Raw genomic sequence first — 18,354 nt, 5'->3', positions numbered from 1 at the left:
TGCCGCCGCTCCGGACCCTGGGGTCCGGGGCGGTTTCGCCGTCTGTGCGTGCCGGTAGGCCGCCTACAGGCCGAACGCCTGCTTTTCCTCCTGGCTGAGCCGCGCCAGCTGCGCTGGCGTCAGCGCGCCGTCGCCCACCACCTGCACCATGTTGTTGGGGCGGTAGGACGACACCTCCTGCGGCGTGGCGGGCGCGGTCGCGCCCGCCACCGGTTCCGCGCCGTACCCGAGGATCTGCACGTTGATGATGGACGGCTGGTTCTGCCGCGCCTGGTTCTGGCTGCGCTGCGCCGAGTCCTGCGCCGCGCTGACGGCCGAGCTGGCGGCGGCGCTGGCCGAGGTCAGCGCGCCGGTGTTGACGGTGGCGGTGACCGGGATGCCGACGCTGTCGCCCTTGGCCTTGATGTTGGCGGCGTTGAGCACGTTCTGGGCGGCGATGTTGACGTTGCCGGAGACGCGGATACCGGCTTCGCCCGCGTCGATGGTGCCCAGCGGCGCGTACAGGTCGACGTCGCCGGCCGGCACTTCGGCCAGGGTCGCCAGGGTGGCGATGCCGGCGCCGGTGCCGGGGGCGGCGGGCGACAGGCTGATGTTGCCGACCGCGTCGTACACGCGCCGCGGCGGTGTGTAGACCACGGTGGTCTTGGCGCCGCGGCCGGCGTTGATGTCGCCCTGCGCCGACCAGGCCAGGATGTCGCCGCCAAAGGTCGTCATGATGCGGCTCTGGCCCAGCAGGATGCTGTCCTGCGCGTACAGCTGGATGTTGCCGCTGCCCTGGGTGACGACGCCGGCCGAGGCCGGGGGCGCCACGCCTTCGACGCCGTAGACCTGCGCGCCGCCCGGCGTCAGCACCTGGATGTCGCCGCCATTGCGGCTCTGGATGCCGCCGGCGCCGTAGAGAGTGATGGCGCCCTGGTACGGCGCGTCCTGTCCCGGGAACAGCGCGGCGATGGCCTGGCGGCCGCGCAGGTAGCTGCCGACGCGCGGGCTGGCCTTGTCGCCATACTCGCGGCCGCCGGCGCGCAGCTCGGCGAAATAGACCTGGCGCGCGAAGATGCGCTGCTGCTCCGGCGGCAGGGCGTCGAAATAGGCGCGCGCGTCGGCGGTGCTGCCGGCGAAGCCGTAGGCCTGCGTCAGCCACAACAGCAATTCGGCTTCATAGGTCTTGAACGGCATGCCCTGGTCGGTCAGCGGGCGGGCCGGATCGGCGACGCGGCTGCCGTCCAGGTAGCGCTTGAGGAAGCCGGCGTAGTCCGCGCCGGCCGCGCCCAGGCCCGCCTGCATGACGATGCTGGCGCCGGGCCGGGCGTCGCCGGCCAGGATGGGTCCCAGGCTGATGACGGCGGCCTGGCCTTCCATCAGGATGTTGCGGCCGGCGGAGATCTCCAGCGTGCCGGGGCCGCCGACGGTGAAATTGCCGTAGAGGATGTCGCGCCCGGCCCTGACGGTGGAGACGTCGTGCGCATCGCCGTGCAGGAACAGGTTATCGGTGTAGGTGTAAGGGACCGCGCCGCTGAAGCTGTTGACGGAGCCGAGCAGGCTGCCGCTGCCGACGATGTCGCGCCCGGCCAGCATGCGCACCGGGCCATGGCCGATCTGCCATTGGCGGCCGGTGGGGGAAATGTCGGTGCCGAAACGGATCTGCCGGCCGCTGCTCAGGCCGACCAGGTCGCCTTCCATGGCGTAGAAGCGTGACGGCGAGGTCGTGCCCGCAATCGCGGTGCTGCCGGGGCCGAACGCGAACAGCACGCCTTCACCCTGCGAGCCGTCCGGCGACAGCGAGGTGGGGCCTTCCTTCGGCAGGTCGTATTCGTTCGGAATCCAGCCCAGGAAGCCCGGCTGGTAGAGGGACGCGATCGCGGAGGGCGCGGCGCCGCTGCGGCTGATCTGCTTGCCGCCGCCGTAGATCGAGTCGACGGCCAGCAGGTCCAGCCTGCCACGCGCGCCCGGCGCCAGGACTGCGTCGCCCTGGTAGTAGATGTTGCCGCCGGCGGCCACCGCGCCCAGTTGCGACGGCAACACCATCAGGCCGTCGTTATCGACGCGCTGGTTCCTGAACGGAAGCAGATTGCCGCCCGCGCTGAACAGGTCGATCGCGCTGGCCGCCGTCCACAGCGAGAACCAGGACGAGCCGCCGAACGGACTGAGCGTGCCGTCGGCCTGGCGAAAGGCCGATCTCACGGCCTCCCCGCGGCCCGGATCCGAGATCCGCTCGATCGACAGGTCGCCCAGTGACAGGATCTGCATGGCGCTGTCGCCCGGCGCCAGCGTCAGGCCGCCCGAACCGACGGCGAGGGCGGGTTTGTAGCGGTCCACGGCGCGGGTATCGCGCTCGGCGTTCAGGTTGTAGAGCATCTCCAGATGGCCGATGGACAGCGCCTGCAATTGGGTCTGGCCGCGCAGGTTGGTGATCGCGCCGCCGGATTCGACCCCATAGCGGGCTTCGATGGGATTGAGGCGCCCTCCCACCCGCAAGTCCAGGTCGCCGCCGCCGGTCAGCGCCAGGGTGCCGTCGGCGAGCACGCGGCCGGTGCTGCCGATGGCCAGCGTAAGCGCCTGGCTGCGCGCGTTGAGATGACGCAGGCTGAACGCCATGGTCTGGGATTGCAGGATGCCCGCGTCGCCATCGACGCCGACGCTCAGGTTGCCGCCGCCGAGCGTGCCGAAGCCGGTGAAGCCCAGCAACTCGTCGGCGCCACCGCTGCCGCGCGTCGCATAGGTGCCGAAGTTGATCCACCAGGCGGTGGGCACGGCCTCGCCGACCGGGGCGGCGCCGGTGCCCTGGCGCCACAGCCAGTTGGCGGCCTCTTCGCTGTTGTAGCCTTGCGAGAGCTGTAGCGGGCGGCCGTAGGTCGCCTCGGAGGTGCGCATCACATCGCCGGTCAGGTTGCCGCCGACCCGCAGGGTCAGGTTGCCACCCCCGTCCGGATACCAGGCGCGGTACACGCTTTGCGAACCGCCGTCGACGTAGGGTTCGAAGGACTCGGAGCCGTCCAGCGTGACCTTGCCCTTCACGCCGACCACGCGCGGCCGGTTGTAGGGATCGCCGGCCTGGGTGGCGACGGAGGACGCGCCAGCCGTGTAGACGCCGTAGAGCGAACGCATGTCGAGGTTGCCGCCGGCCAGCAGATCGAGGTCGCCGGTGCCGGTGCGCAGCACGCTGAAGCGGGCGGTGGCGGGGCGGTAGTCGTAGGTCCTGACGTCGTTGGGCTGGCAGTAGGAAGGGATTTCCAGGCACAGGCTGCCGGAATCCGGATAGCCGACCATATCGCGCACGAAATCCTCGTCGATGACGGTGTCGACCAGTTCGGGCATGCCGAAATCGTCCGCCGCCTGCTGCGTCCAGCGATAGTTGCCCGGCTTGTCGTAGCCGAACATGCCGTAGTGGCTGTCGGCCAGCACCAGGTTGCCGCGCGCCTCGCCCAGCTGGGTCGTGCGCGTGTCGGCGGCGCCCAGGTCGGCGCCACCGACCAGGCGCAGCGACCACGACTGCGATCCTTCCGCCAGCATCGGCGCCAGCGCCCAGGGCAGGCCCTGCATGCCGTTGTCCCGCGGCCGCAGATCCACGTATTCCACGCCGGCGGCCAACACCACGTTGGAGCCCGACGGAATCAGCGCGCCGCGCGGCAGCGTGACGGCGCCGCTCAACGTCACCATGTTGGCCAGCGCGCTGGTCGCCGGGTCGAGCGAGCCGGGCAGGGGGACACCCGCCGGCCAGATCAGGGCCGCGGTTCTGATGGCGACCGGCAACAGCGCACCAGGCGCGAGTTTCATGTTGGCGGCCAGCGTCAGGTCCTGCCGCAGGATGGTGCCGGCGGCATGGGCGACACTGCCGTCCGGGTTGAGGATCGCCGCCGACAGCACCGTGCCCGCGGGAATCGTCAGGGGTTGCGCCAGCGCGACTTCCACCGGCACCACGGTGCCCTGGCCGATGAACAGGCCGGCCAGCGGCACATCGTAGTTCAGGGTGACGCCGCCTGGCAGCTTGGTGCCGGCCTCCAGCTTGACGCCGGCATGCGGCGTGATCAGGTTGCCGCCGGTGAAATCGACGCCCGGTAGCAGGCGCCAGCCATTGGCGTCCGCCACCACCGACGGTGGTGGCGCGAAGCCATCGTTGATGCTGCCGTGGATCTGCAGATCGCCACCAGCGCGGATCACCAGGTTGGCCACTTCGCCCGAGCCGTACACGGCAGTGAACGGGGTGTGCGGGTTGATGCTGGCATAGCGGTAGCGGGACAGGTCGATATCGCCCTGCACCACCAGGTCGCCGTCCGCCGTGGTGCTGCGGATTTCCACGCCGGGCCGCAGATGCAGCGCGTCGGCGTAGGCGCGCAGGCCGGCCAGCTTGACGTCCAGCAGGTTGCCGTTGGCCAGCGCGTGGGTGATGAAGTCGCGGCTGTCGCCGTGCAGGCGTTCCAGATAGGCCTGGTCGATGACCTGGTAGGGTTTGTCGCCGGCATTCACTTCGGTGCCGGCGGGGGCGTCCTTGTAGACCCAGACGCCGTTGACCGCGATGCTGCGCGCGCCGTGGATGTCGAGCGGGCCGCGCGCGTCGATGTCGATGTCGCCGCCGGTGGCGCCGCCCAGGCGCGGCGCGTTCAGTTCCACCGTGCCGCGCGGCCGGCCGTCGTTGGCGGCCGAGTCCGTGCCGGCGCGCAGGTCCATGCGCGCGCCGGCGTCCAGCCGCAGCGTGCCGTTGCCGGCATTGAGCTCGATGACGGCGCGGTTGGGCGCGTCGATGATCTTGCCGTAGCTGTCCACGCGCAGCAGCGTGCCATGCGTGTCGAGCACGGCGTTGGAGGCCAGCCGCAGGCCATTGGCGGCCGCCAGGCGAATGCTGCCGGCCGCGGCGCCGCTGGCGTCGATGCGGCCGGTGACCGTGAGGCTGCCGTTGTCGACCGAGACGTTGATCTCGCGGGCGCGCAGTTCGTCGCCGATCACCAGGTCGCCCTGGGCCAGGCGGAAACTGCGGCCGCCGAACACTTCGCCTTCATTCAGGCGCCGGTTCAGTCCGGCGAAGTCCATCACGCGGGCGCGGATGTCGGCCGCGCCATAGGCGTAGGGCACATAGGTGCCGCCGGCGTCATAGTCGCCCGAGGCCGAGCCCAGGATGCGGCCCTGCAGGTCCACCACGCCGGCGTTGGCGTCGAGCGCGGTGACCGTCAGCCGGCCGGCGCGGTTGTAGCGCGCCGACAGGTCGATGACGCCGCCGGCGGCCTGCGTGACGTTGCCGTGGCGGCTTTCGATGATGGCGTCGCCGCCCCAGCTGTACTTGGTGACGTCGTCGAACGGCACCGGACGGCCGGCCAGGTCCAGCACCGCGTTGGCGCCGAGCGCGACGTTGCCGTCGGCGCGCAGCGTCAGCTTGCCGGTCGGCAGGGCGATGCGGCCGTCGATGCGCAGGTCGCCGGCTTCCAGCGACAGCTCCGCGCCCAGGCCGCGCGTCGTTGGCGCGGCCGTGGGCATGGCCGCGGGCTGGCTCAGCGTGAGGCGGCCGCCGGCGCGCAGGCGGTTGACCGAGCCCGACTCGCCGGTCAGCAGCGGCGTCACCAGGTTGAGGTTGCCGCCCAGGTACTGCCAGCCGGTCTTGGCGTCATAGGCGCCGCGGGATTCGTAGACGCCCAGGCTGCCCTGGTTGTTGGCGCTGATGCGGTCGCTGGCGACCAGGTTGACGGTGCCGAAGCCCAGCGCCAGGCGCGCGTTGTCGAGCGCGTTCTGCGGCTGGGTGTAGGCGCCGTAGCCGAACTCGATGCGGGAGGCCTCCAGGTTCAGCGTGCCGCGGCCGGTGCCCGCACCGTTGGCGCTCAGGCCGGGCGCGGCCCGGGTCGAGCCGTTCCACACCAGTTCGCCGGCGCGCAGGGTGGCGACGTCGCCCGCCTGGCCGTCGCCGTAAAGGGCGGGGGCGGTCAGCGCCAGCGTCTTCAGGCGCGGCTTGCCGGTGGCCGGATCGAGCGCGTCCAGGGTCACGGTGCCATAGAAATTGAAGGCGTCGGCCACCGACAGCGTCAGCATTTCCAGGGCGGGCGCGCCGAAGCGGGCATCGCCGGCCAGCAGGCGGTTCAGCAGCGACTGGTCCAGGCTCAGGCCGCTGCCCAGGACGCCGCGCGCGGCCGCGGCGGCCAGCGAGGCCTGCGTGCCGGCGTTGATGGCGCCCACCGCCAGCGTCAGGTAGCGGGCGCCGTAGCCGACGTCGACGCCCAGGTCGAACGCCTTGTTGGTGGCCGCGGCCAGGGTGCCTTCCGTATAGATCAGGGCCTCCCCGGCGCAGGCAGCGGGGCCGCAGGTGCCGATGCGGATCGGGCCCGCGCCGGCGTTGGCGCCCTGGTCGGCCGCGGGCGGCAGCACGTCGAGCCAGCCGTTCGAGACGGCCAGCAGGCTGGCCGTGCCGGCGCCGTAGCTATAGCCATCGCGGGAGTCGTAGGGCGCGCGGCCGCGGCCGATGGTGTTCAGCGTGGCGCCGCGCTCGATGTCGATCCCGCCGGTGAGGGTGTTCGTGGTCAGGAAGATTTCCGCCGCCGACAGGGCGGCGCCGCTGCGCACCGTGATGCTGCCGAAGCGGGTGTAGGCATAACCGAAGCCGACGCTGGTGCCTGAACTCTTGTAGTCCACGAACGGCGTCGCGCCCACCGACAGGCGCGGCGCGTTCACGGCGTTCAGCTGCGCGCCGTCGATCGACAGGCCGGTGAAGCCCGGCGTGCGGCCGGCGCCCGGCGCGGTGATCTCGAGCGGGGCGTTGCTGGAGGTGCTGGGCACCACCGCGAAGGTACCGCCATAGCCGCCGGTGGCGGGGCTGAAGTCGGCCCGGCCATTGAAACTGAAGGGCTGCCCGGGCGCGTCCCTCGCCAGCAGCAGCTTCAGGGTGGACGCGTCGGCCGGCAACAGCGCGCGCGGCAGGCCGCGGCGCGCGGCGTCGGCGCGCACGAAAGCGGCGTAGTCCATCTCGTTGTACTGCGAATACTGCCGCAGGGTCTGGCCCGACGTGACGATGAGCTGCCTGGCAATGGCGCTGGCCACGTCGGTGCCATTGATGCCGAGGCTGCCTGCGATGGCCCAGGAGCCGTTGCGCAGCGCCTGGGCGCCGGCGGCGGGATTGCCGGCCGCCGCGCCGTTGATTTCCACCCGGAAGGCGCCGGGCAGCAGGGCATAGGTGGACGGCATCAGCGTATAGGTGCCGGCCGGCAGGCCCGGCACGCCCGCGCCGATGGTGACGCGCTGGCCGGCCAGCGGCTGGCTGGCGCCGGCGTCGGGCGCATAGGGCGCCACGGCGGCCTGGTTGCCGGGCACCAGCGCGTAGACCGGGTTGGTGGCCAGGCCCGGCAGCGTGAAGCCGCCGCCCTGCGCGTTGATCTGCACCAGCGGGTTGAAGCGCGCGTCGGTGGAGCCGCCGCGGCCGGATACGAAGCCCGCGCCCCGCAAGTCGCCGCCACCGGACAGGTCGATGAGCGCGGATGCCTGCACCGATACCGACTTGCCCGCCAGCGCGACGCCCATGCCCAGTTCACCGCTGTCCCGGCTGGCGCCGACGCCGACCAGCGTGACGTCGTTGCCCACGTACTTGTAGTTGATGCCGTCGATGGTGCCGCCGTAGGGCATGACGAGGCCGCGCGCGCTGGACGAGGTGATGCTGCCGGGCAGCAGCTTGAGCAGCGACGTGGCGCCTTTCTCGTTGCCGTCGATGCCCAGTTCGATCAGGCCCAGCGGGGCGCGCAGCACGCCGCCCTGCTCGATGATGTCGGCGCCCAGGCGCAGGCGGCCAAAAACGCTGTAGGGGGCATCCGGCGCGACGGCGGTGCTGCGCGCGATGGTGATGCGGCTGCCGGGGTCGAACAGGCTGCGGCCGCTGCCGTCGCTCGCCTGGCCGGCGACGATCTGGGCGGCGGCGCCGGTGGCGGGGTAGATCTGCGCGGCGCTCAGGAACAGATCGCCCGGCACGGAGAGCTGCGTCGTATAGGGGCTGCGCGGATCGACCAGCACGCTGCCGGCCCCGGCCAGCAGGCGGATGTCGCCCTGGCTGACCAGTTCGGCGCGGCTGAAGCCGCGCCCGGTGAACGTGGCCGCGGCGCCGGGGCTGGCGCGTTGCGAGCGCAGGCCGCCGAGCACGACGCCGTCGCGCAGATCGATGAAGCCGGCGTCCACGCGGAACACCGAGGCGCTGGCGCGGGTGCTCGGCAAGGCGCTGAGCGGGGCGCGCACGTAACCGTCCGGCGCGCCGCGCACGCCGCTGCCCGCCAGCAATACGTAGGGGGCGGCGAGGCTGACCCTGGCCTGCGCCGCGCTGCGCTCCGACAGCGCCATTTCGGTGCCGATGAGGCGCAGGCTCTGGTTCATGCGCAGGTTCACGTCGCCGTCGAACGTCAGCAGGCCGTTGCTGAGCAGGGTCAGGTCTCCGAAGCCGCCCTGCTGGAGCTGCGCCACGCTGAACGCGCCGCGGCCATAGGCGAGCTTGTTCGCCAGCGTCGCCGGATCGGTGGCGCCGTCGAGGGCATCGGCCGCCTGTTGCGCCGACAGGACGAAGTCGCGCGGCGCCAGCACGCGCGGCCGGGTGACGCGGTTCAGGTAGTTGGGGGAATCCAGGCCGATCGTCAACGCGCCCGCCGCGGCGCCCGCGCCGCCGGCGCGGGCGCTGAGCTGGCCGTCCAGGTACAAGCCGTTGCCCGACGAGATGGAGATGGCGCCGCCGGCGCTGGCCAGTTCGGTGGGCGTGCCGTTGACCAGCAGATTGGCGGCGGCGCCCGAGGCGTCGAGGCGGCTGCCGGGGCGCAACACCACGAACAGGTCGGGCGCGGTCACCAGGCCCTTGGCCAGGTCCACCGGGCCGCCCAGCACGATGGCGCCGCCGTCCTGCAGCCTGCCGTAGGTTTCGCCGCGCCGGTTGATGGCGGTGGCGGCGCGCGCCGCCACATCGAGCACGCCCTGTTCACCGATCCAGATCGACAGATCGTGGCCACCGCCGGCCAGCGGCTCCGAGACGCCGAAGGTGAGCTGGTTGGCGCTGATGCGGCCGCCCCAGGCGGACAGCACGCCGTTCACCGTGATCTGGCCCGCGCCCAGCAGGTCGATCTTCTGGCCCGGGTCGACCTGGACCCGCGCGCCTTCGCCGATCCGCAGCGCGGCGCGCGGCACGTCGGCCAGCGCGATCTGCGGGGTGCCGGCCTGCAGCGTCAGGCTGGCGCCCTTGCGCTGGGTCAACACGCTCTTGACGGGGTCTTCCTGGTACAGCGCCGGCGTCCAGACCGGCAGGGCCACCGCCTTGTCGAGGGTGGCGCGGGCATTGCCGTCGTAGCGCAGCACCGGCATTGACACGGCCAGTTCCGCGCCCGGTTCCACTTCCACGCCGAGCGCGCCGATGACTTCGTATTGCGAGAAACCCTGCGAAAAATCGGCGCCAGCCAGGACCGTCTCGGTGGCCGCGCCGGCGTTGCCGGGCTGCTTGCGCGTGACGATGCGCACGCGCTCGGCCTGCAGCGTCAGCTTGCCGCCGCCCTCCACGCCGTAGCCGGCGAGCTCGCCGTCGAGCAGCAGCCGGCCGCCGCTGGAGGCGGCCGACGCCACCAGCGTGAGATCGCCGCCGCGGCCATTGCGGGTCTTGCCATTGGCCAGCAGCCCGGCGCCGCCGGACACGTCGATGCGGCTGCCGGCGGCCAGCGCGACGTCGCCGGTGCTGCGCAGCACCACCGTGCCGCCGTTGCGGTAGGCCAGGGCGGCCGAGTCGGACGGGTCGATCGACAGGTTGGTCCACCGGCCCGACACATCCAGCACCGCGCCTGGCGCCAGCGACACGCCGGCGCGCTGGCCGGCGGGCGGATTGACGGCGTCGTCCTCGACGCGGTTGTTGCCGCTGATCTGTCGGGTGATGTTGCCCGCCTCGATGCGGCCGCCGGCCGCCGTGATGCCGGCATTGATGGCCACTTGCGGCGCGTAGAACTGCACGTTGCCGCCCATGGCGAACTGCAGCGCCGCGTCGATCGTCACCGCCTCCTTGCCGGCCAGCCTGAGGCCGCCCAGGTCGGCGGCGTTGAGCCAGGCGTCGTCCAGCCGGATCTCGTCGGCGCCCGCCGCGCCCGTGCCGACCGTGACCCGCGCGGCCTGCCCGGTCAGGCGCCAGGCCAGCATGTTCGACGCGGTGTCGAACTGCGGCAGGTAGGAACCCACCACCAGCCGGCCCCGGCGCGCCACGGCGGCCTGCGACTGGTAGTAGCCGTCCATGTCGGCCTGCGGCGCCTCGGTCTGGCGCGAGCCCTGGTAGACCTCGCCTGTCAGCGCGCCGGCCAGGTTGGCGCGGTTGGTCGAGACGATCAGCTGGCCGGCGTCGCGGCCCACGGTATAGCCGTTTTCAAACCGCTCGCGCGGCGCGATCAACGGGTTGTAGAACGTGCGCGTGGCCTTCTCGCCCCAGCGCGCATGCGTTTGCTCGAAGCCCTTGTACAGGCCGGTGTAGAGCAGGTCGCCGGGCGCGCGCGAGACGTCGTAAAGTCGGCCGTCGGCGCCGCGCAGCCAGATCTGGCGGATGAAGCCGTCCTGCACGTCGAGCGTGCCGCCCGACAGGTTGATGTTGGAGCCGGCCAGCGTCGTCAGTTCGCCGCCGGTGAAAGTGGCGGTGCCGCCCTGCGCCAGCCATTCCGCGGCGCTGCGGCCGCTGGTGGCCAGGTAGCCGCTCACCTCCAGCAGGCCGCCGGCGGTGTACCAGCGGTCGGAGGTGTAGCCGTTGCCCGCGGCCACGCGCACCAGGGTGCGGCGGTCGACCCAGACGTCGTTGCTGTTGAGCAGCTTGCTGTCGCGGTTGGCCGGGGCGTCGCGCTGTTCGTTGCCCTGGATGTTGATGGCCAGGTTGTTGGCTTCCATCGCCACGCGCACGCCGATGGCGCCGGCCACGTCCAGCTCCGCGCCGCTTTCCAGCACGCTGCGGGTCTTGGCCGACACGGCGATCTGGCCGCCGGTGGCGACCGTGGTGGAGCCGCCCGCGAAGGTGGCCAGGTTGCCCGTCACGATCTCGATGCGCGACAGGTCGCTGCGGTCGCGCACGGTGCTGAGGTTGTCGAACACGCCGCCGGTCTTGTTGACGATGCCGCCGTCCAGCGCCTTGATGGCCGCGTCGCGCTGGCCGTCCAGGCCGGTGACGGCGGATGCCTCCAGCAGCACGGCGGTCACGCCGCTCGCGCCCAGCGTGATGCTGCCATTGGCGTCGCCGGCGCGGTTCAGCAGGTGGATGGCGCCGCGCGCGCCGATGTCGGTGGTGGTCAGCAGCACGCCGTCCTGGCGCACGGTGCGGCCGGTGAGGGTGATGTCGCCGGTCGGCGCGGTGATCAGGCCGGTGTTGCTGACCAGGCCGGCGCTGCTGCCGGCCTTGATCGCGGTGGAGATTTCGTTGCCCTGGGTGGTCGAGCGCAGGTTGACGTCGGTGCCGTAGCCCTTGCGGATATAGAAGTCGTCGCCGGCGGCCAGCGCGGCCTGGCCGCGCGGCGTGTGGATCGCGCCGGCGTTGTGCACCTCGCTGCCCAGCAGCAGCACGTAGCCGCCGCCCTGCGTGGCCGAGGCGGGCGCGGCGGTCTCGATGCGGGCGCCGGCCAGCACCCGCACCTGGCCCAGCGCGTCCTTGAAGGTCGGCTGGGTGCCGTCGGCGTCGGCGTACAGGCCCTTGTCGCGGAACTGCGTGTCGGTGATGGTGGCGGCGGCCGCCACCAGGTTGCGCACGTTCACCTGGCTGGTGCCGGTGAAGATCACGCCGTTCTGGTTCACTACCAGCACGGTGCCGTCGGCCTTGATGGCGCCATGGATCTCGCTGGGCCGGGCGGACGCGCCGACCACGCGGTTGAGCACGGCGTCGCCGCTGTTCTGCTGGAACCGCAGGGTGGTGTTGCGGCCGACGTTGAAGGTGTCCCAGTTCAGAATCGCGCGCGATTGCGTCTGCTCGATGGTGACGATCTGGCGTCCGTCCTCGGTGCCGGGCTTGGCGGCCTTGGCGCCTTCCCATTTGGCCAGGGCGCCGCGGGCCTCCCACAGCCCGCCTTCGACCAGGCCGTCGGGCACGCCGCCGCCATTGGCCGCGGCGGCGCGGGCGGCGGCCTGCGCCGCCTGCTGCGCGGCCACCGCGGCCGCGGTGCGGTTCAGGTTGTCGAGCGAATGCCGCAATTGCTGGCGCGCTTCGGCCTGCTGGCGCGCGCTGGTGCCGATGCCGGCGAGGCTGCCGTCGGGCATGCGGCCGGTGCGTTGCGCGGTGGACTGCACTGCGTTCTTGTCAGCGAACCAGCTTGAGCTGAAGGCGCGCGCCTGGGCGTGCGCCGCGCCGCTCCAGCCGCCAGCCAGGGCCAGCACGGCCAGCGCCTGCGACAGCGGCCGCAGGCGCCAGCCGCTGCGCGCGCCGAGGGCGCGGCGCCTGGCGGCGCGTAACGGACGGGAGGACGGCGGGACGAGCGAGGACGTGGCGCGGACGGCAGGCGGGACGGACGTGGACGAGGACATGGCGTGATTCAGGAATGTCGATGAAGGGCGCCAGTGGCATGGCCACCGTGCCCGCTTACTCATCTAGTCGAATGACGCTCGTCCAGTCGGCATAGCGAACCGCATGAATTTTTTATGACAAACGCGCCACGGCGGCGCCGGCGGGCGGGGTCAGCTCAGGAAGACCACGTCGCCCACGCGGCGCACGCTGGCGCCGTACAACTGCTGGATCTGGACGATCGCCTGGTCCAGGTCCTTGACCTCGTAGCGCGCGCTCAGCCGGTGGCGGGCCAGCGCGTCGTTCATCAGCACCACCCGTCCCGGGCGGTAGCGGTTGATTTCCTCGATTGCCTGGGCCAGCGGCAGGTCGTGGAAGCTGACGATGCCGGCGCGCCAGTCCGACGCGTCCTGCGCCAGGGCGGACGGCGCCTGCAGGGTGTCGGCCGTGTAGCGCACCTGCTGGCCGGTCCGCAGCGCCAGCTTGCCGCCGGGGTGTTGCAGCTCGACCTGGCCGGCGTTGCAGCGCAGGCGCACCTCGCCGCGGTCGAGCCGGCGCAGTTCGATGTCGCCGTTGGCCAGCGCAATGCGGGCCGCGCCCGCCAGGATCGCGCAGGGCTGGCTGCGGGTGGCGAGGATGGCGGCTTCGCCCGACACCAGTTCGATCTCGGGCGCGCCGTCCCGGGTCGAGACGTTGATGCTGGTCTGCGTGTTCAGGGCCAGCGTCAGCTGCTGGCCGTCCAGCGCGACGCGGCGCTGTTCGCCGGTGGCGGTGCGGTAGTCGGAATTGAATTCCGACCACGAGGGCCACAGGCCCAGCGGCGGCCGCAGCATGCCGGCGACCGCCAGGCTGGCGAAGGCGCCGGCGCCGCCCGCCAGCAGCCAGCGGCGCCGGCGGTCGGGTTCGGCGGCCCCGCGCCGCGCGGCGGCGGGGCGGGTGCTGGCATAGGCCTGGGCGGCCCGCCCGAGTTCGCGCCAGGCCCGTACCGCGTCGACCCAGGCGCGCTCATGCGCCGGGCTTTGCGCGCGCCAGGCCTTGAAGGCGGCGCCGTCCTCGGTGGTGGGAGCCCCCGTCGCCAGGGCGCGCGCCCAGGCATGCGCCTCGCGCTCGATGGCGGAGTCGGAAGGGGGGCCGGAGGACGGTTGCGGGCTCATGGGAATCGCTGGCTGGGCGGTAGTCATTCGCCGCTCTCACACTTAGACGATTCAGGACGGCCAAAACGGAACCGGAATCGCGCAAAAAATACACTTTCTTTCACTTTCAATCCCGCCCGCGCCGCATCGCCTGGACGCAATGCTCGTGCGCCGTCTGCAATTCGCGGCCGACCAGCCGCACCGAAATACCCCAGCGCTTGGCCAGGTCGGGCCGCGACAGGCCCTCGACCCGCGCCGCGATCAGGATGTCGCGCTGACGCGGCGTCAGCGTGTCCAGGGCCTTGAGCATGTGGTCCATGTCCGAGCGCGATTCGGCCACGTTTTCCGGTCCGGGCACGCTGTCCTCGATGTCGAAGAACTCGCCGACCTCGCTCTCGCTCAGCAGGCGCACGTCCTGGCGGATGCGGTCGATGGCCACGTGCACGGCGGTGTTGACCAGATAGGTCTGCGGATGGCGCACGGCGTCCAGGTCGTCGCGCGCCGACAGGCGCAGGTAGGCGTCGTGCAGCGCGTCGCCGGCCAGGTCCGAGGCGCCGCCCAGGCGCCGCGCGACCTGCCGCCGCAGCGCGTCGTAGCGCTCGGCCACCAGGCGGCGCAGGGTGGCCAGTCCCTGGCCGCTCATCGCCGGCAACCGCCATAGCGTTGCGCCGCCTCGGGCGTGATCAGCAGCGTGGCCGGCAGGCCGAAGCCGGCCGGCGGCGCGCCGATGGGCAGGCCCTCCAGGGCCTCCCGCAGGCGCGGCGCCAAGTCGGGGCGGCCGGTGGCGTGGACCTGCGCGTCGTGGATGGCGTGGGCCGCGTCCAGCGGCAGGCGCAAGGCGACGCGGTAGTCGCCGATGTGCAGTTCGGGGCGGGCGCACAGGGCGTCCAGCACACGGGTCTGCAGGCGGCCGTAATACTGCTGGCGTTCGGCCTGCGAGGCCCGCGGCACCGGCGCCGGCGGCGTGCGCACGCGCGGCATCAGCATCAACGCGTGCGGCGCGGTGTAGTGCGCTTGCAGATCGGTCTCGGCCAGCAGCCGCGCCAGCGCATCGCGCGCGGAATAGCGGCCGGCGATGGCCGGGGCGCTGCGGTTGGCGGTCTGCGTGCTGTCGTACAGCAGCGAGTCGCCCGTCAACTGGCTGTACTGCTGCAGCGCGTTGTGCAGTGGCTGGCGCGGCCAGTCGAAACGGTATTCGGCCGCCGCGCCATCGGCCGCGGCGGCCGATGCGGCCAGGGTGGCGCCGGCGGCCATCGAGGTCAGCATCGCCTGCAAGCGCTTCAGGCCAGGGCGCACATCGGCGGCTGGCAAGGCGGGTTGAGGGGAGCGGCGAAGGAGGGCATACGCGCGGGGAGTCGAACGCTTACCGCCGCGAGGCGGCCGGAAGCCGACATCGTATGGCCTGATTGTGACCTTTTGGTTGCACTGCCATGACCGCGCCGGTGTACAGTCAGGTGTACAAATTTTCCTAAAGGACACAAAGGTGCCTGACTCGAACGAAACCGGGGTTCTGCTTTTCTCCTACGGAACCCTGCAGGACAAGGCCGTGCAGCGCGCCAATTTCGGCCGCGAACTCAACGGCAGGGCGGATGCCATGACCGGCTACGTGCAGCGCTGGGTCGAGATCACCGATCCCGAGGTCATCAAGACCAGCGGCCTGGCGCGCCATCCCATCGTCAGCGCCAGCGACGACCCGCAAGACGAGGTGCCGGGCATGGTGTTCGAGATCACGGCGCAGGAACTCGAGGCCGCCGACCGCTACGAAGTGTCCGACTACAAACGGGTCTCGGTGCGGCTCAAGTCCGGCGCGCAGGCCTGGGTGTACGTCAAGGCCTGAACGGGCCCGCGCCTCAGCCCTTCAAACCCAGCCGTCGGGCCAGCTTGTGCAGGTTGCTGGCGTCGATCTCGAGCGCGCGCGCGGCGCCGGCCCAGCTGCCCTGGTGCGCGTCCAGCGCGCGGCGGATCGCCTGGCGCTGGCAGGCGTCGACCGCGCCGCGCAGCGTCTGCGTGGCGCCCGCTGGCAGCGCCGGCTCCTCGGGCGGGGCGGCGGGCAGGGCGCCGTCCTCCAGGTCCAGCAGGCCGGCGCCCAGGGTGACGATCTCGTTGCGCGGGGCGCCGTGGCTGACGGCCTTGATGGCGGCGCGGCTGATGACGTGTTCCAGCTCGCGCACGTTGCCGGGCCAGCGGTAGCGGCTCAGCATGTCCTCGGCCTCGGGCGACAGCCGCAGGCTGCGCAGCCCCAGGCGGGCGCGGTTCAGTTCCAGGTAGCGGCCGGCCAGCAGCAGCACGTCGCGGCCGCGTTCGCGCAGCGGCGGGATCGGCACCGGATAGACCGACAGCCGGTGATACAGGTCGGCGCGGAAGTCGCCCTGGCGCACCAGAGCACGCAGGTCGCGATTGCTGGCGGCGACGATGCGCACGTCCACGGTGCGCGGGCGGTCGTCGCCGAGCCGCTGGATTTCGCCGTTCTGCAGCGTGCGCAGCAGCTTGGCCTGCACCGCCAGCGGCAACTCGCCCACCTCGTCCAGGAACAGCGTGCCGCCGTTGGCGGCCTCGAAACGCCCGGGCCGCTCGGTTATCGCGCCCGAGAACGCGCCCTTGGCATGGCCGAACAGTTCGCTTTCCGCCAGCGATTCCGGCAGCGCCGCGCAGTTCACGTGCACCAGCGGCTTGCCGCGGCGGCGCGATTGGCGATGCACGCGATGCGCGAACAATTCCTTGCCGACGCCGGTCTCGCCCAGCAGCAGGATCGGCAGCTCGGAATCCGCCACCACCTCGATCTCGTGCAGCAGCCGGCCGATGGCCTCGCTCTGGCCGAGGATGTCGCTGTCGTCGGCCACCGCGCTGTCCGTCGGCGCCGCGCCGCGCGCCAGCCGCAGGGCGCGCGTTTCGGCCTCCAGGCGCGTCACGCGCAAGGCGGCTTCGACCAGCACGATCATCTCGCGCAGGTCCGACTGCGCCTCGGCATCGAAGGTGCCGACCTCCAGCGCGTCCAGCGTCAGCACGCCCCAGGGCTGGCCCTCGATGTGCAGGCTGGTGCCCATGCAGTCGTGCACCGGCAGCGGCTCGCCCGCCATGCCGTTGATCAGGCCGTCGTACGGATCGGGCAGGGTGCTGTCATGGTGGAAACAGGTGACGCCACGGCGCGCCAGGATGGCCGCCAGCCGCGGGTGCTGCTGGACCGCGAAACGGCGGCCGAGCGCGTCCTGGGTCAGGCCATCCACGGCGATCGGACGCAGGTGGTCGGCCTCCAGCTGCAGCAGGGCGACGGCGCCGCAGCGGAAATGGGCGCGCAGCCCGGCCGCCAGCCGTTGCAATCGCACGGCGGCGGGCAGGTCCACGACGAGGTCGGTAAGCAACAGGTTTTGCATGGGTTGATCGTACCCTTGCGGGTCATTAATACCGTACCGGCGCCGGGTGGTTTTTACCCTTTAATTTGCAAACCCTTGATTTGGCGCAAGCTTTTCCTGGCACGGATCTCGCTACTGCCATAGCACCCTCATGAAGCATGGAGAAACGCAATGAGCATGGTTGAGCAATCCCTGGGCCAGTTGGCCCGCAGCATTCCCGGCGCCACCCAGGTGTTCCACGAGTACCAGCTGGACTTCTGCTGTGGCGGCAAGAAAAGCCTGGCCGAGGCGGCGGCGCAGCGCTCGCTGGACGCGGCCCAGATCGAGGCGCGCCTGCAGGCCCTGGCGGGCGCGGCGCCGGACGAGCGCGACTGGGGCCAGGCCAGCCCGGGCGACCTGATCGACCACATCCTGGCGCGCTACCACGAGGTCCATCGCCAACAGCTGCCCGAACTGATCCGGCTGGCGATGAAGGTCGAGCAGGTGCATGCGGACAGTCCCGATTGCCCGACTGGCCTGGCCGACCACCTGCGCGACATGCGCCAGGAACTGGAAAGCCATATGCAGAAAGAGGAACAGGTGCTGTTCCCGATGCTGGCGCGCGGCCATGGCGCCATGGCGGTCATGCCGATCACCATGATGCGCATGGAACACGACGACCACGGCGTGGCGCTCGAGCGCCTGATGGCGCTGACGCACGACCTGACGCTGCCGCGCGCCGCCTGCAACACCTGGCGCGCGCTGTACCTGGGGATTGGCACGTTCAAGCAGGACCTGATGGCCCACATCCACCTGGAGAACAACATCCTGTTCGAGAACGCCGAGGCCGAGGCGGTCCGGCCGCGCGGCTAGCGCTCCCGCGCGGGAACGTCGCGCAACTGGCGCAGCAAGGCGGCGTGCGCGGCCAGATCGGCCGGGCGGTGCTTGCGCGCCGTCGTGGCCGGATAGTTGCCCAGGAAGTTGCCGTTGCGCCGGTCAGCGGCCGGCCTGACCGGCCGCGGCGCGAAGCCGCCGCCGCAGTTGGGGCAGACATTGCCCAGCACCTCGTCGGCGCAACGCACGCAGAAGGTGCATTCGAAACTGCAGATCCGCGCGTCGGCGCTGGCCGGCGGCAGGTCGGCGTCGCAGTGCTCACAGCTGGGGCGCAATTCAAGCATGGCGGATTCCTGAAAAGGATGGTCAGCCAGCGTACCCGGCACTCGCCGGCGGATCGAGGACATGGTCGGACAATTCGCGGCCGGAAACGGCCACGCGCCGGCGGCAGGGCCGCGCCGGTCGGCCCTGTCCAGCCAAAAATCCGCCCAAAATCAATACCCTGCGAAACGCGGTAAATTGGGGTCGTGGTAACAGCGCCCCAGGCGCGGGCACGCCGGCCTGCCGGTCATCCCGCGCCTGTATCGTGCCGAATCCGTATAAGATGCGAAATTGGCGCCAA

General features: G+C 71.6%; 8 protein-coding genes. 2 read left to right on the top strand and 6 right to left on the bottom strand.

The annotated features are described in order from the left end of the window. Window positions 1-63 precede the first annotated feature (63 nt). From I6I07_RS00490 to I6I07_RS00475, 4 genes are all read right to left on the bottom strand, one after another. Window positions 64-12,459, bottom strand: coding sequence for a filamentous haemagglutinin family protein (locus I6I07_RS00490; RefSeq protein ID WP_198485317.1), 12,396 nt, complete (start codon window positions 12,457-12,459; stop codon window positions 64-66). Between the two features lie 150 nt (window positions 12,460-12,609). Continuing rightward, complete coding sequence (locus I6I07_RS00485; RefSeq protein ID WP_232625843.1) at window positions 12,610-13,617, bottom strand: FecR family protein; 1,008 nt, start codon at window positions 13,615-13,617, stop codon at window positions 12,610-12,612. 79 nt (window positions 13,618-13,696) lie between these two features. Further along, window positions 13,697-14,212 carry an RNA polymerase sigma factor gene (locus tag I6I07_RS00480; RefSeq protein ID WP_198485315.1) on the bottom strand — a complete coding sequence of 172 codons (516 nt, stop codon included), beginning with the start codon at window positions 14,210-14,212 and terminating at the stop codon, window positions 13,697-13,699. Next, entirely contained in the window at window positions 14,209-14,880 is a 672-nt protein-coding gene (locus I6I07_RS00475) for an STN domain-containing protein (protein WP_198485313.1), read from the bottom strand. The genes I6I07_RS00480 and I6I07_RS00475 overlap by 4 nt, the downstream gene beginning before the upstream one ends. Window positions 14,881-15,052: 172 nt before the next feature. Here I6I07_RS00475 and I6I07_RS00470 point away from each other — a divergent pair, with 172 nt between their 5' ends. After that, on the top strand, window positions 15,053-15,406 hold the full coding sequence (locus I6I07_RS00470) for a gamma-glutamylcyclotransferase family protein (protein WP_061072224.1): 354 nt from the start codon (window positions 15,053-15,055) through the stop codon (window positions 15,404-15,406). A 13-nt stretch (window positions 15,407-15,419) separates the two neighbouring features. Here I6I07_RS00470 and norR read toward each other — a convergent pair whose 3' ends face one another. Then, entirely contained in the window at window positions 15,420-16,940 is a 1,521-nt protein-coding gene (norR, locus tag I6I07_RS00465; protein WP_198485311.1) for a nitric oxide reductase transcriptional regulator NorR, read from the bottom strand. 150 nt (window positions 16,941-17,090) lie between these two features. Here norR and ytfE point away from each other — a divergent pair, with 150 nt between their 5' ends. Next, the gene (ytfE, locus tag I6I07_RS00460) at window positions 17,091-17,771 is read left to right on the top strand and encodes an iron-sulfur cluster repair protein YtfE (protein WP_198485309.1); all 681 of its coding nucleotides are present in this window, start codon (window positions 17,091-17,093) and stop codon (window positions 17,769-17,771) included. Here ytfE and I6I07_RS00455 read toward each other — a convergent pair. Next, entirely contained in the window at window positions 17,768-18,076 is a 309-nt protein-coding gene (locus tag I6I07_RS00455; protein WP_006393363.1) for a DUF1272 domain-containing protein, read from the bottom strand. The genes ytfE and I6I07_RS00455 overlap by 4 nt on opposite strands. Window positions 18,077-18,354 lie beyond the last annotated feature (278 nt).

The organism is Achromobacter deleyi, from assembly GCF_016127315.1.
GTDB lineage: Bacteria > Pseudomonadota > Gammaproteobacteria > Burkholderiales > Burkholderiaceae_B > Achromobacter > Achromobacter insuavis_A.
Note: the sequence above shows the minus strand (reverse complement) of the source record. Positions and strands in the feature narration are given on the sequence as shown.